The organism is Sphingobacterium sp. NPDC055431 (assembly GCF_053644255.1).
This window is the reverse complement of sequence record NZ_JBSHLH010000003.1, coordinates 165,262-178,739: the sequence shown is the minus strand read 5'-3', so window position 1 is coordinate 178,739 and position 13,478 is coordinate 165,262. Positions and strand designations below refer to the sequence as shown.

General features: G+C 41.2%; 12 protein-coding genes. 6 read left to right on the top strand and 6 right to left on the bottom strand.

What is annotated here, in order from left to right; genetic code table 11:
• A complete protein-coding gene (thiH, locus tag ACWIB3_RS05345; protein ID WP_454291086.1) occupies nucleotides 1-1,143 on the top strand; it encodes a 2-iminoacetate synthase ThiH in 1,143 nt (380 codons plus the stop codon).
• Nucleotides 1,136-1,840 (top strand): HesA/MoeB/ThiF family protein, encoded by a 705-nt coding sequence (locus ACWIB3_RS05340; protein WP_454291085.1) that lies wholly within the window; start codon nucleotides 1,136-1,138, stop codon nucleotides 1,838-1,840. The genes thiH and ACWIB3_RS05340 overlap by 8 nt, the downstream gene beginning before the upstream one ends.
• A gap of 129 nt (nucleotides 1,841-1,969) precedes the next feature.
• On the opposite strand, the gene ACWIB3_RS05335 is transcribed toward ACWIB3_RS05340, so the two are convergent.
• From ACWIB3_RS05335 to ACWIB3_RS05325, 3 genes are all read right to left on the bottom strand, one after another.
• Nucleotides 1,970-3,391, bottom strand: a complete 1,422-nt coding sequence (locus tag ACWIB3_RS05335) for an RtcB family protein (protein WP_454291084.1) — start codon at nucleotides 3,389-3,391, stop codon at nucleotides 1,970-1,972.
• A 68-nt stretch (nucleotides 3,392-3,459) separates the two neighbouring features.
• A complete protein-coding gene (locus ACWIB3_RS05330) occupies nucleotides 3,460-4,557 on the bottom strand; it encodes a slipin family protein (RefSeq protein ID WP_454291083.1) in 1,098 nt (365 codons plus the stop codon).
• A 46-nt stretch (nucleotides 4,558-4,603) separates the two neighbouring features.
• Nucleotides 4,604-4,777, bottom strand: a complete 174-nt coding sequence (locus ACWIB3_RS05325) for a hypothetical protein (RefSeq protein ID WP_185217190.1) — start codon at nucleotides 4,775-4,777, stop codon at nucleotides 4,604-4,606.
• Between the two features lie 594 nt (nucleotides 4,778-5,371).
• Between ACWIB3_RS05325 and ACWIB3_RS05320 the strand changes: the two genes are divergently transcribed.
• The 3 genes from ACWIB3_RS05320 to ACWIB3_RS05310 all read left to right on the top strand — a co-directional run bounded on the left by ACWIB3_RS05320 (nucleotide 5,372) and on the right by ACWIB3_RS05310 (nucleotide 7,700).
• On the top strand, nucleotides 5,372-6,436 hold the full coding sequence (locus ACWIB3_RS05320) for a helix-turn-helix transcriptional regulator (RefSeq protein ID WP_454291082.1): 1,065 nt from the start codon (nucleotides 5,372-5,374) through the stop codon (nucleotides 6,434-6,436).
• A 68-nt stretch (nucleotides 6,437-6,504) separates the two neighbouring features.
• Nucleotides 6,505-7,158, top strand: a complete 654-nt coding sequence (locus ACWIB3_RS05315; protein WP_454291081.1) for a TetR/AcrR family transcriptional regulator — start codon at nucleotides 6,505-6,507, stop codon at nucleotides 7,156-7,158.
• On the top strand, nucleotides 7,155-7,700 hold the full coding sequence (locus ACWIB3_RS05310; protein WP_185211511.1) for a GNAT family N-acetyltransferase: 546 nt from the start codon (nucleotides 7,155-7,157) through the stop codon (nucleotides 7,698-7,700). Before ACWIB3_RS05315 ends, ACWIB3_RS05310 begins: the two co-directional genes overlap by 4 nt.
• Before the next feature lie 236 nt (nucleotides 7,701-7,936).
• Here ACWIB3_RS05310 and ACWIB3_RS05305 read toward each other — a convergent pair whose 3' ends face one another.
• Entirely contained in the window at nucleotides 7,937-10,303 is a 2,367-nt protein-coding gene (locus ACWIB3_RS05305; protein ID WP_454291080.1) for a M1 family metallopeptidase, read from the bottom strand.
• Nucleotides 10,300-10,875, bottom strand: a complete 576-nt coding sequence (locus ACWIB3_RS05300) for a HupE/UreJ family protein (RefSeq protein WP_185211509.1) — start codon at nucleotides 10,873-10,875, stop codon at nucleotides 10,300-10,302. Before ACWIB3_RS05300 ends, ACWIB3_RS05305 begins: the two co-directional genes overlap by 4 nt.
• A gap of 112 nt (nucleotides 10,876-10,987) precedes the next feature.
• On the opposite strand from ACWIB3_RS05300, the gene ACWIB3_RS05295 reads away from it, so the two are divergent.
• Nucleotides 10,988-11,494 carry a DUF6702 family protein gene (locus tag ACWIB3_RS05295; protein ID WP_454291079.1) on the top strand — a complete coding sequence of 169 codons (507 nt, stop codon included), beginning with the start codon at nucleotides 10,988-10,990 and terminating at the stop codon, nucleotides 11,492-11,494.
• Between the two features lie 977 nt (nucleotides 11,495-12,471).
• Here ACWIB3_RS05295 and ACWIB3_RS05290 read toward each other — a convergent pair.
• Complete coding sequence (locus ACWIB3_RS05290) at nucleotides 12,472-13,368, bottom strand: AraC family transcriptional regulator (RefSeq protein ID WP_185211507.1); 897 nt, start codon at nucleotides 13,366-13,368, stop codon at nucleotides 12,472-12,474.
• Between the last annotated feature and the right edge of the window lie 110 nt (nucleotides 13,369-13,478).

The following is a 13,478-nucleotide window of genomic DNA, read 5'->3' as shown; positions in this document are numbered from 1 at the left end:
ATGGACATCAAAGAAACCTTAAACCAATACGACTGGAAAGAAATCCAAAACAAAATACAGAATTGCAAAACCTCCGATGTTGAAGCATCCCTGATTCGGCCTAAGAAGTCTATCATGGACTTTCTGAACCTAATCTCACCTGCTGCAGAACTTTATTTGGAACCAATGGCACAACTAAGCAACCAGTTGACCCAACAGCGTTTTGGCAAGACCATACAACTGTATGCCCCTTTATACCTGAGCAATGAATGCCAGAACATCTGTACCTACTGTGGCTTCAGTATGGACAACAAAATAAAACGAAGGACCTTGAGCAATGCTGAAATCATCTTGGAAGCCATGGCATTAAAAGAGATGGGGATCAATCATGTCCTATTGGTTTCGGGAGAAGCCAATAAGACCGTAGAAATCCAATATTTCCTGAACGCCATCAGTCTCTTGAAACCCTTTTTTTCAAATATCTCCATTGAGGTACAGCCACTCTCCCAGGAAGAGTATGCCATGCTCCATCAGGCAGGAGTACATTCAGTGTTGGTCTATCAAGAAACCTATCACGAGGAAGTCTATAAAATATACCACCCGAAAGGCAAAAAGTCCAATTTCAAATTCCGATTAGAAACACCAGATCGCATAGGCTCTGCCGGAATCCATAAAATAGGTCTAGGCGTTCTATTAGGCCTAGAGGATTGGCGGATTGACAGCTTCTTCAATGCGGTTCATCTGAATTACCTACAACAGCGATATTGGAAAACCAAATATTCCGTTTCATTTCCACGATTGCGACCCGCGGAGGGCATAATTGAACCCAACTTCATTATGGAGGACCGTCACTTGTTGCAATTGATCTGCGCCTATAGGATCTGGAATCCGGATCTGGAGATTTCAATCTCTACGCGAGAAAGTGAAAACTTCAGGAACCATATCATCGCATTGGGAGCAACAACCATGAGCGCTGCCTCAAAAACCAATCCTGGTGGATATGTCGTGGACCCGCAATCTCTGGAGCAGTTTGAAATTTCCGATGAACGAAGTATGGAAGAAATAAAGAACAGAATAAAGGCCAAGGGCTATGACCCTATCATGAAAGATTGGGACTCCTGTTTTTCTGAACAATTCAGCAACTCAAACAGCAACCATGGATAAAGAATTCAGTCGCTATAGCCGACAGATCTTCATGAAAGAAGTATCCATAGAAGGCCAGCGCAAGATTGGAAACTCAAGGGTTCTGGTGATCGGTGCAGGCGGATTAGGATCCCCTGTCATTCAATACCTTGCAGCAGCAGGCGTTGGGAAATTGGCTGCAATCGACTTTGATATACTTGAAATCCACAACTTAAACCGACAGGTGATACACCAAGAAAGCTTTATTGGAAGGCCAAAGGTCGAAAGTGCACATTCTTTTGTACGCCAATTCAATTCAGGAATTTCTTTCGAGCCCATCGACCAGAAACTAAATAAGGAAAACATTGCGGCTGTATTTTCGGGATACGACATCATCGTAGATGGTTCAGATAATTTTGAAACGAGATACTTGATTAATGACCACTGTATCAAAATGGGAAAAACACTCGTTTATGGAAGCATATTTTCCTTTGAGGGTCAAGTGGCTGTATTCAATTATGAGGGCAGCAAGAACCTAAGGGATATATTTCCAAGTCCCCCTAATCCAGAGGATGTACAGAACTGTGACCAATTTGGGGTTCTGGGAGCTTTGGCGGGAATCACTGGAACCATGATGGCCATGTTGACCCTGAAAGTTATTCTGGGACTTAATGTCCCTGTAAACCAGTTGACCATCATCGATGGCAAAAACTGGAACTTCAACCAGTTAAGATATTAAAGAGAGTAATTAGTGTGACAATTACTAAAGGATAAGATGGCAGGTAAAAATCCTGCCTAACCTTATCCCTTTTTATTAAAAGGCAATATTAAGGTCAAAGAACCGAACAAAAAGCCAATACCTCCATGCTTAATCTTCCCTTGAACCATCGTCAGCCATGCGGACCACCTTTGGATGGAAGGATGCAACCACATCCAGTAATTCCTTTTGTGCATCCATGACCTCATGGATATTCTTATAGGCCATTGGCGCTTCGTCCAAATCCGCTCCGATCAAGGTTATCCCTAGATCTTCCAACCGCTGATTAAGCTCTTTTCGTGACAAGGTCTTTATCGCTTGGGTACGGCTCATCAATCGTCCTGCACCATGTGAAGCCGAATTAATCGCTCCCTCAGCCCCTTTCCCACGCACCAGAAATCCTGGTGCAGCCATCGATCCCGGAATGATTCCCATCACCCCTTTTGCCGCTGGAGTTGCGCCCTTACGGTGCACGATCAGCTCCTCTCCTTTCCACATCTCTTTCCAAGCAAAGTTATGGTGATTTTCCACCTTCGTTAATCGCTCAGCACCCAATTCAGAGAGCACCTTTTCATGGATCACTTCATGGCAGGCTGAGGCATAGTCCCCCGCTAGGTTCATGGCTAACCAATATTCTTGACCTTCAGCAGAATCTAAGTCGAAATAAGCCAAATGCTTGGCCTCATGCGGCAATTGACAGAACTGCATAGCCATTTTGGTATAGTGATTGGCGATCATTGCTCCCAATCCACGAGAGCCAGAATGCGTCAATAGAGCCAAGTACTGTCCTTGAGGAACCCCTAATTCTTTATCCTCTTCATTAAATTCCATGATGCCAAACTCCACAAAGTGGTTGCCACCACCTGAAGATCCTAACTGTGTCCAAGCTTTATCTTTTAATTGCTTCACAAAAGGATTGGCATCAAACTGATCGTTCTCCAACACCTCGTGGTCAAGACGTTCATCTTTCAAGAAACCGTTCCCTGCACCAAAGCGCGTGGTTTTCATCAAGATCTTTTTCAGCTCGTCCCGATGGGTATCCACATAACTGGCCGGAAGGTCAAATATGGAGAGCGCCATACGGCAACCGATATCGACCCCAACACCATAAGGAATGATTGCATTTTTCGTTCCCAATACCCCACCAATAGGCAATCCATAGCCTTGGTGTGCATCAGGCATCAAGGCACCGGCAACCGTTACCGGCAGTTTCATCGCCGTTTTCATTTGGCTCTTTGCCCCATCCTCAATTTGCTCAGCGCCATACACCTCGTATGGCAATTCTTCAGTCTTCAAGGGGATATTGTATTTTTCCAATTCCTCTATATTCAACAAGGCAAATGAGAGCGGTGAAAACACGGGATCTTCGGCAAAAGCTTTTGGATCATCCAAAACAGCTTTAAATTTCGTCAACATTTCCTCTTTGCTAAAACCCAATCGCTTCTTATTGATCTTCAAAGCAACACCAATAGCCAAATTCTCTTTATATCCTAAGGCAATCAAATCATTGCCATTAATTCTCTTATTTTCCATCTTTCATTAATTTAACAAATAATGACCATTTAATAAATCTGCAGGGCCTTATTACCCTGCAGGACTTCCTATTTATTTAAGAACAATTGTTTCAATTGATCTACGATCTGTCCGTTTCCAGAAACAGAAATCGTATTGATCTTGTCCGCAATCTTCTCCACGTATTCCATTTCCTTTAACCGGAACAACATCGCATTCTCTTCCAAAAGCTTCGCGGTATTCAGCAAGCTCCTTGTCGAGGCCGTTTCTTCCCTTCTGGTAATGATATTCGCCTGAGCTTTCTTCTCAGCGACCAACACTTGGTTCATGATATCCTTGATTTCTCCCGGAAGGATAATATCCTTGATACCCATGGAAATCAATTCAATTCCCAATCGCTGAACCGACCTCTTCGCTTCTTCCAAGATCACCTTTGCGATCGCATCCTTATTTTCCAATAATCCATCGAATGTTTGGTCAGATACATACGTTCTTACGATCATTTGCATCAAAACATATAAATGATTATCAAAGGATTGGTTTTCCAACAAGGCCATCTTGATATCTTTTACTTGATATTGGAAACCAATATTCAATCGTATCTGCACTTTGTCCTTAGTCAAGATTTCCTGACCTGGAATCTCCATATACGTAGCTCTTTGGTCCACGATGGCCACCTGAATGGCATCAGCGTTTTTCCAAAAGAAGTATTCGCCAGCCAACAATTCTCTTTCAAATTTTCCATTTACAAAAAGCAATGCTCCTTGAAATTCTTCAATCTGATATCTGCTCACATAAGGTTTGAACAAGTCTTTCCTTAAATAAGCCTTGTTGATGGATGAACGTACCTCCAAGGTATCCATATTTTCAATTTGGAATTCCAAATCATCCAATCCTTTCCAGAAGACATGTCTTCCCGCATTCAACAAGCCTACAAGGTTCTTGTTCTTGAACATCAAAGCGATTTCATTGTCCAAGACCTCAACAATTTCAACCAATTCTACAAATCCAGGTACAGTCAACAAAACATCTAGATGATAAGCAACCTGAAATGGTTTCGCCATATCATGGCGCTCAATGGATTCCCCAAAGCCTAACCAGTATTTTCCTTCAGTCACAACCCTTTTTACAGCATTGTTTTTGATGATCAACCCTACTTCGTTTCTGTTAATTAATACCTTTTTCATTGTTTTTCTATTTAATTATTTCACTCATTCATTTAATCCTAAAAAGCTATTGCCAATCGTTCATCGGTCCGGAACGGAACTCTAGGGTAGTCCTAGACCATCCAGCGACCTTGCCCTTTCCACACTGGGAGAACAGGTCTTCCGGTAGTTCAGGAACAATTCGCCTTTGGTCTAGGTCTAGCAAAAAGTTGCAAAGATCCTTTCCAACTGTTATTGGCATGAACATGCCTTTAACCGAACCATTGGCAATAAGCTTTTGATCTTTTTAGAGAAGACCTAAACTCGTCCATCGTGTTTTACCACGGAAATGCATCGTGTGAGGATGTTTATGGTCCTATTTCAACCATGGGTTTGTTATTCTAGCCATTTGAATTATCCTGGAAACCAGGAGCAGGATTCGAACCTGCACTGCAAACAATTAATCTATAGACCCATCTCATAATCAGAATACTTCATCCTACTGGAAAAGCACTAGCCTGCCATACAGAAACAGGACACCAGGATTACGATTTGATCTCTACAGATTATATATCCTGTTGGACATATATCGTATAAAAAGCTTATCGCTTGTTTAATCAAAGAACATTTGTCATACCCGACATTACAAAGATGCATACAGCACTACGCAACACTTATGCGTAGTTAAATTTTATTCAAATTATTTTAATAATATACATTTATAATACTGTGTATCAAGTAATTAATTTAACAACTTTTTTATAACATATTTACAAAAAGACATTACTACGCAAATACTTTGCGTAGTAATGTTAAATTATCTATCTTTATTTTATCCAAAAAGGAAAGGAAATCCATGTCTACAAACAAACTTGCTCTTATTCGATACAAAATCATCGACCAATGCCTTCAACAAACCCATAGGAAATGGACCTTGGAGGACTTGATAGAAAAGGTCTCGGATGCACTTTACGAGTTGGAAGGGATCAATAGTGGTGTCAGTAAAAGGACAATTCAAGGCGATATACAGTTGATGCGAAGCAATAAACTTGGATATAATGCTCCTATAGTTGTGAAGGACCGTCGATATTATAGCTACGATGACCCGAATTACAGCATTAGCAACTCTCCTATTTCCTCCATGGACATGGAAAAAATGAAAGAAGCCGTCGATGTCCTGAAACATTTGAATGGCTTTACATTTTTTGAGGAAATGAGCGATATGATTATCCGTTTAGAGAGCCAGATGTACGCTTCTAAGGGAGAAGGCAAGTCCATTGTACAGCTTGAAGCCAATCCTTTATTAAAGGGATTGAAATGGATTACCCCACTCTATCAAGCCATAAAGGACGAAAACCCTGTTTTAATCAAATACAAATCCTTCAAGTCAAAACAGCCCACACTTGAAGTATACAGCCCCTATCTTTTAAAGGAGTATAGAAACCGATGGTTTCTTATCTGTTGTAAAAAGCACCATTCAAGCCTAACTACTTTGGCACTGGACCGGATGGCTGAAATTGACATGATGGCCAAAAATGGGTTTCAACCTTATGAAGGTGTTGATTTCGATCGATACTTTTCAGATACCATAGGTGTTACCAAGTCTGCCAAGGAGCGTGGTCAGAAAGTCATCCTACAGGTAAACGCCGCCAATGCACCCTATGTAGAGACCAAACCTTTGCACAGCTCCCAACAGATCCAAAAAAGGCATGATGATGGTTCCATTACCATACGGATAGACGTGATACTGAATCTTGAGCTGGAGCGAGAGATATTGGGATTCGGGGAATGTGTTAAGGTATTGGCCCCAAAAAGCCTAGAAAAGAGAATACTTTATAGGCACTACAAAGCGTTAAATCAATATGCCAAAGCCCAAATCATAAGGGAAGATACAGAGCCGCAGAAGCAACCTGATAAATAATGATATTACTCACTTTATTCCCTATGCTGTGAATAATGCTTAAATTTATCCTACTATTTTAAACAGATATGAAAAAAGCTCCGAATCCTGAGCAGAAGTCCAGAAAAATCACCTCTGGACCCGTACGTGAAAAGGCAAGAACGATGAACAGAATCGTAAATGCCGTCGGAAAAGTCTTAAAAAAACATGGTTACCCTGGGTTGACCATTGCAAATATTGCCACAGAAGCAAAAGTCGACCGTAAATTGATCTATACTTATTTTGACAACTTGGACAACTTGGTGGAGCTATACATCGAAAAGAGGGATTATTGGAAAACCAAGGCCAAATCCACTATTTCCCGATTATTGGGCCAGGAGATCATTCAGGATGATGAAATGTTTGCGCTCTTGCAAGGACAGTTCAATGCTGTTCTTAACGACGAGATCCTACAGCGAATCCTGCAGTGGGAGCTTTCTGAAAACAAGGAAATCCTCCGTAAACTAGCTGATAGCCGTGAAGAAATTGGCGCGGAACTCATCCGTAAATACGAGAAGAGCCGCCCTAATTCCGATGTCGACACCTGCGCCATCCTTGCCTTGCAAACTGCAGGCTTATATTACCTAGCTCTTCACGCCAAAACAAATGGAAGCACCTTCTGCGGACTAGACCTGAATTCCGAAAAAGACCAAGAACGAGTTTCCGCAGCATTAAGAGAAATACTGACTAAGACCCAAACATGAAAAGAATCATCGAAATAGATCCTCAAATCAGCTTGAAAGCAATCGTCGAGAGTGATGCCATTCGCATGTACAACATCATCAATAGCCAAAGGGAATATCTCGGAGAATGGCTCCCTTTCGTCCAATTTACCAACAGAGTAGAAGACAGCAAGGGCTTTGTTGAAATGGCAATGCTGAGCCGAAAGCTTAAAAAAGACTATGTCTATAAGATCTGTTTCGATGACCGTATGATTGGCTTGATCGGCACCAAGGAAACCGATTTATTGAACAAAAACACGGAAATTGGCTATTGGCTATCCCAAGATTTCCAAAACCAGGGGATCATGACCCGCTCGGTGGAAGCCCTGATCCAGGAGCTTTTTGAAGAGCTTAAATTAGAACGCATACAGATCTGCTGCGCCATAGGCAATGAAAAAAGCATCAATATTCCCAAAAGACTAGGCTTTAAACTTGAAGGAACCAAAAGGAATGGGGAATGGATGGGCAATTTCCAATTTAGGGATCTTCTGGTATTCAGCAGGCTGAAGTCAGACAGACCATAGTTTTAGGATATCTAAACCCTCTTATCTCTCATCTGAAATTTTCCCAGATCAAGCGTTCATAGACCACGAGCTCTTGACCAAGCTTTACCCTTGTTCGAGCCATATTCGGAAAATTCGGAATGTGTCCCGAATAAGACCAAAGGAAAACCAGGATAAAATAGTCAAAAAATTGTAGAATAAAACACAAGGGCAGCTCAAAATTTGAACTGCCCCTTATATTTTTGGTTTAGTATTACCTATCTATTATTTTGCTTTTTAGCTTCCTTCATCGGATTGCTCTCGGCCGATTGACCGCGAGCTGCCCGTCCATTCTGCTGGTACAACTCAAACCTGGAAGGTTGAGAAGTTCTAGGCCATGCATTGTTGGACTCATCTATATCCGCAGTTTCACGATACGGATCCAATTGAATGGAGGCAACTTGCTTGCTCTTTGCAAATACTTTCGTTGCTTCATTTTCATCCATTCTCCAGATATAAGCAGGGACTTGATCGATCTCTTTGCTTCCATCGGTAAAGGTCCATTCGATGATCAATGGCATGACCAATCCACCATTGTTCCTGAAGTTCAACTCATAGAATGTAGTCTTACCATTGAAGATATCTTTTTCTTTATCGGTTAGCTTATTATAGAAATCTTGGTAGCTGGTTTCATCGGCTGGCTTCACGGCGAAACGATCCCATTTATTATAGAAATCCAGAAGAGAGGTATCCTTATCGACCAAGAAAGCCATATTCTCTTCCATGTTTCGCTGACGCGTAATACTGTTCAGGTCTTTATCAAATGCTTCTTTTTTCTCCTGTTGCGTTTTCTTAGGGTCTGCTCCACTCATTCTATATTGCGTCACATTATCTAAGGAAATCTCAACCGGATCAGTTCCAAAGAACCACCCTCTCCAGAACCAATCAAGATCTACGGCAGAAGCATCTTCCATGGTTCGGAAGAAGTCGGCCGGAGTAGGGTGCTTGAACTCCCATCGTCTTGCATATTCCTTAAAGGCATAGTCAAAGAGCTCACGCCCCATTACTGTTTCTCTCAATATATTTAGAGCTGTCGCTGGTTTAGCGTATGCATTAGGTCCAAATTGAACGATATTTTCTGAATTGGTCATGATAGGTTCCAACTGATCTTTTGGAAGCTTCATGTAATCCACGATCTTGTAGGCCGGTCCACGACGGGAAGGAAAATCCTTGTCCCATTCTTGTTCCGTCAAATATTGAAGGAACGTATTCAGTCCTTCATCCATCCAAGTCCATTGGCGCTCATCCGAATTGACAATCATTGGAAAGAAGTTATGTCCAACTTCGTGGATAATTACACCGATCATGCCATATTTTACGGCTTCAGTATAGGTACCATCCTCATCGGCACGGCCATAATTGAAGCAGATCATCGGATATTCCATACCATTTGCTGCTTCCACAGAGATAGCTACGGGATAAGGATATGGAATGGAGAATTTAGAATATGTCTTTAAGGTATGGGCAACAACTTTGGTGGAATATTTACGGTACAATGGGTAAGCCTCAGGACCATAATAGGACATGGCCATTGGTTGATTTCCCGGAACACCTTCATTCACACGCAAAGCATCCCAGATCAAGCGACGAGAGGTAACGAAGGCAAAATCGCGAACGTTCTTGGCTTCATAAACCCAAGTTTTCTTGGCACTGGATTTCTGTTGAATGGCTTTGTTAGCATCCTCTAAAGTAACAATCTCAACGGGTTCTTTCGATTGCTGAGCCTGCTTCCATCTAGCCAATTGCGTCGAGGTCAATACTTGTGCATAGTTTTGGCATTCACCTGTCGCTCCTACCACATGGTCCGCTGGAACCGTGATATTTACTTTATAGTCACCAAAAACTAACGCAAATTCCCCTCTTCCGGTAAACTGTTTGTTTTGCCATCCCTGAAAATCGGAATAGACTGCCATACGTGGAAACCATTGTGCTATAGTGTATAGGTTATTATCATCTTTAGCAAAATGCTCAAATCCACCACGACCACCTTCAACCATACGGTCTGAGATCTTATAATCCCAATCAATCTTCAGCACGAATTTAGCGCCAGGCTTCAACGCTATGGGAAGATCAATACGCATCATGGTATAGTTGATGGTATATTTTAGCGCTTTATTGGCTCCATCGGTCACCTTATGGATATTGACTCCAAAACCTTTTTTCTCTGGAACCAATGATTTCAGTTCGCCTATTGACATTTTCTCCCTTAAGCTACTTTGGTCAAACCGTTTACTTTCGGCATTGTCCGCATGCTCGTTTTCATCTAGCTGAATCCAAAGATAGGTCAATGGATCTGGAGAATTGTTGGTGTAGGTAATGGTTTCAGACCCTTTCAGCACGCGATTGACATCATCGATCTCTACATCAATGACATAATCGGCTTTCTGCTGCCAATACATTGCCCCTGGTGCACCAGATGCCGTTCGAAAGATATTTGGATCCGTCAACAGGTTACCCAGTTGCTCAAACTTGTTCCCATGGTTGGAACCTGGGTTATGCTGCATCTGCGCTTGGGCAGCATATATGCCTGCCGAACCTACAAGGGCAAGGCAGAAGGTTTTGATTATTGATGAATATAATTTCATAATGGAATACGTTCGAGTGCCATAATAAAGGAGATTCCGATAACAGCCGATGAGAGGAAGAAGCTCCAATCACGGTTGCTGACCGCAAAAATCTTGAGCATCAACTCCGACAGCAGAATAACAAAAAAGACAATGATAAGTTGTCCAAACTCCAAACCTATATTGAAGGACAGCAGTGGCAGTACAATATTTGCTTCCTGTCCCAACAACGATTGCAGGTAATTTGAAAATCCAAGACCGTGGATCAGTCCAAAGAATAGGGTCATCGCATAAAGGACATATGGGCTTCGCTGCTTTCTTCTTTTGGGCAAATTATAGAATGCAGTGGCCAAAATGGTCACCGGAATCAAGAATTCCACCCAGGCGGTATCTACCCTGACGATCTTAAATGCTGCCAATGCCAAGGTGATGGAATGGCCGACCGTAAATGCGGTTACCAGCCAAAGAATTTTCTTCCAATCTTTTAGCGTATAACTGCAACATAAAACGAGAACAAAAAGAATATGGTCATAACCCGTCAGGTCCAAGATATGCTGCCAACCAAGCTGAAAATAGATAGAGAAATCGCTCATTAATTAGGTCTTGTAATAATAACATAGCAAAATTAATATTATTTTAACATAGACAAACGGATTTACTAATTTTAGGCAGATTTGCACATAATTGTTGCAAAAAATCAATAGAATGGATTGGAAGAAATTAAGACTAGGATTGCTGCTTGTTGGAATATTTACGGCATTTATTGCTTTTGCGCATCCTTTTTATGTTAGCATTAGTTCAGTAGACTTCAACCCAAGCAAAAAACGTATTGAGGTATCCTGCAGATTGTTTTATGATGATCTGGAAGTAGCCTTGAAAAACCAATTAGGCCAGCATATCGATGTAATCCATCCCAAAAACAAAGCTGCGGCAGATTCTGCCATTTCGAAATACATCCGACAAAATTTCAAGATCATTATCAATAATCATCTTCGAAACTTACAGTATGTGGGCTATGAAATTGAGGAGGATGTTGCTTGGTGCTATTTTGAAGTCAGCAATGTTAATTCGATCAGCAAATTGGATATTGTCAACCAGCTTCTTTTCCAGGATTTCAAGAATCAGTCGAACATTATGCATATCAAGGTCAATAATATTAAAAAAAGCACCAAACTAGACAATCCTAAAAGGACGGCCAGTTTCAATTTTTAATTCGGAAATGAGGCTGGGGATTTAGGGCCGCGAGAATAGGAACCCGCTAGAAACACAAAATGCTTTTTTCTCAAAAAGCACGTCTAATTTAATTTGTTTTGGTTTTGTAGAAGGGTTAACTTTTCTTGTTAACACTTCTATTTTGTGGGCTTGGTTGGTTTCCGATAAACCCTACATTCGTTACATAGAATGAGAATGGGTTCTGGATCATTTTTTCTTTTTTACTTCTTTCTTTTTTAATCATATTATTTACCTTTCTTTTATTGTTTGCTAGTAATATAACAAATTTTGAGCCAAATTCCAAATTTGGAGTAGATAAGAGATAAGAGAGCTGTGTGCTGAAGTGAATGTAGAGGCGATTGGGTAAATATTTTGAACCAGGATTAAAGGGATGGGAGGATGGGCCAGGAACTGGGCAAGAAACAGGATTAAATGGATGTGAGGATAGACCAGGAACATCTTGCTATTGTGTCGTTGGAAAGGCCCCAATACTGTAGGGGCGTTATGCAAACGCCCGTTGTTGAATCAGGATGCCATTATACGCCGCTCAGGGTACTGGATGGGAGGATTGGACTGGAATAGGTCAAAGGATATCTTTGGGATACACAACCCTTAACAGGGATGAAATATTTTTCTATAAATCCTCTAAAGCGGAAATTAATCCCCAGAAAATAGTTTCCTCATCTTACGACTTCGGAATGAATGCATCCCCAAGAAAAAAACAAAAATAGATTCTTCGCTTCACTCTGAATCCTTCATTAGCATATTTTGATTCTGAACGATCAGTGAGGAATCTGTACGGTTCTCCTCCAACAGTTCCCTTCATTCTCCATCGAAGATGGAGTGCCCTTACGTCAATTCAATCTTTGTTTGTATTACTCCGAGATTCTTCGGATAAACCTCAGAATGACTAAAAAATTACCCTTTCGGAAAATTCACTGCCTCACTTCTCATATCTCCCATCTCAAATCCCCTCCTTAATTCGCCATATTATTCACCGCATGTCGATGGATAAACTCAGAGGGTGAACTATGGAGGATATGTTTAAATACACGATTAAAATGGACGACGGTATTAAATCCGCATTGGTAGGCGACTTCGGAAATATTTTCTGTGGACTTGTTGATGAGCAATTGGCAGGCTTTTTCGATTCGGATTTCATTTAAAAAGGTTACATAGGTTTTCATGGTATGCTTTTTAAAATACTTACAGAATGCAGATGGGGTCATGTGGATGAGTTTGGCAACCGCATCGATACTGATTTCCCTGTTATAGTTTTCTAGGGAATATCGCAGGACTTCATTGATACGGACCCCGACTTTATCATTGAAGTTTGATTCAGGAAGTCCGGAATACAGGGAGATCATTTCCTTTTCATTGGCGATCAGGTATTCGAAGACCTCCAATACGCGCATAAGTTTAGGCAGACCCTCCTCTCGCAGTAATGATTGAAAGATGGACCTCACTGGCAGGCTATATTTCTGCAACAACTTTTTACTGGAATCCAAGGTTGTAAAGATATCCCTGATCCGATGCAGCTCCTGCATATTGAAGAAGGACTGCATCTTGTCGAAGGCAACAAAAATATGGACAACATGGATCTGGTCATTTTCAGCTCCTTCTTTAATAAAGATATGGGGGTCGTTGGCCTTTAAGATATAGATTTCATTTTCAAAAAAAGGCTGTATTAAGTTTCCGATAACGACCGAACCCCTACCTTTTAGGATATAGGAAATTTGAATTTCCTTATGCCTATGATAGTGGGTATAGAATTCCTCCCTAAGGTCTTCTTGAATATAAAACGAACCAGCTCCAAAAGCAGGCACAGTAAACTCAATTGGATACCTTGCTTCCATAGTCTTTAAAGCTTCCATACATTCCTAATTTTTGTCCCAATCCAACCGGTTATTGTTGTTTGGGGATAATGATATTCATAATTTAGTTATAACAAAAATATCATTTTTTTACAATCGCAGGGTATTTT

Coding starts and splice junctions, on each gene's coding strand:
- thiH (WP_454291086.1), top strand. CDS start 1: ATGGACATCAAAGAAACCTTAAACCAATACGACTGGAAAGAAATCCAA.
- ACWIB3_RS05340 (WP_454291085.1), top strand. CDS start 1,136: ATGGATAAAGAATTCAGTCGCTATAGCCGACAGATCTTCATGAAAGAA.
- ACWIB3_RS05335 (WP_454291084.1), bottom strand. CDS start 3,391: ATGGAAAATAAGAGAATTAATGGCAATGATTTGATTGCCTTAGGATAT.
- ACWIB3_RS05330 (WP_454291083.1), bottom strand. CDS start 4,557: ATGAAAAAGGTATTAATTAACAGAAACGAAGTAGGGTTGATCATCAAA.
- ACWIB3_RS05325 (WP_185217190.1), bottom strand. CDS start 4,777: ATGCCAATAACAGTTGGAAAGGATCTTTGCAACTTTTTGCTAGACCTA.
- ACWIB3_RS05320 (WP_454291082.1), top strand. CDS start 5,372: ATGTCTACAAACAAACTTGCTCTTATTCGATACAAAATCATCGACCAA.
- ACWIB3_RS05315 (WP_454291081.1), top strand. CDS start 6,505: ATGAAAAAAGCTCCGAATCCTGAGCAGAAGTCCAGAAAAATCACCTCT.
- ACWIB3_RS05310 (WP_185211511.1), top strand. CDS start 7,155: ATGAAAAGAATCATCGAAATAGATCCTCAAATCAGCTTGAAAGCAATC.
- ACWIB3_RS05305 (WP_454291080.1), bottom strand. CDS start 10,303: ATGAAATTATATTCATCAATAATCAAAACCTTCTGCCTTGCCCTTGTA.
- ACWIB3_RS05300 (WP_185211509.1), bottom strand. CDS start 10,875: ATGAGCGATTTCTCTATCTATTTTCAGCTTGGTTGGCAGCATATCTTG.
- ACWIB3_RS05295 (WP_454291079.1), top strand. CDS start 10,988: ATGGATTGGAAGAAATTAAGACTAGGATTGCTGCTTGTTGGAATATTT.
- ACWIB3_RS05290 (WP_185211507.1), bottom strand. CDS start 13,368: ATGGAAGCTTTAAAGACTATGGAAGCAAGGTATCCAATTGAGTTTACT.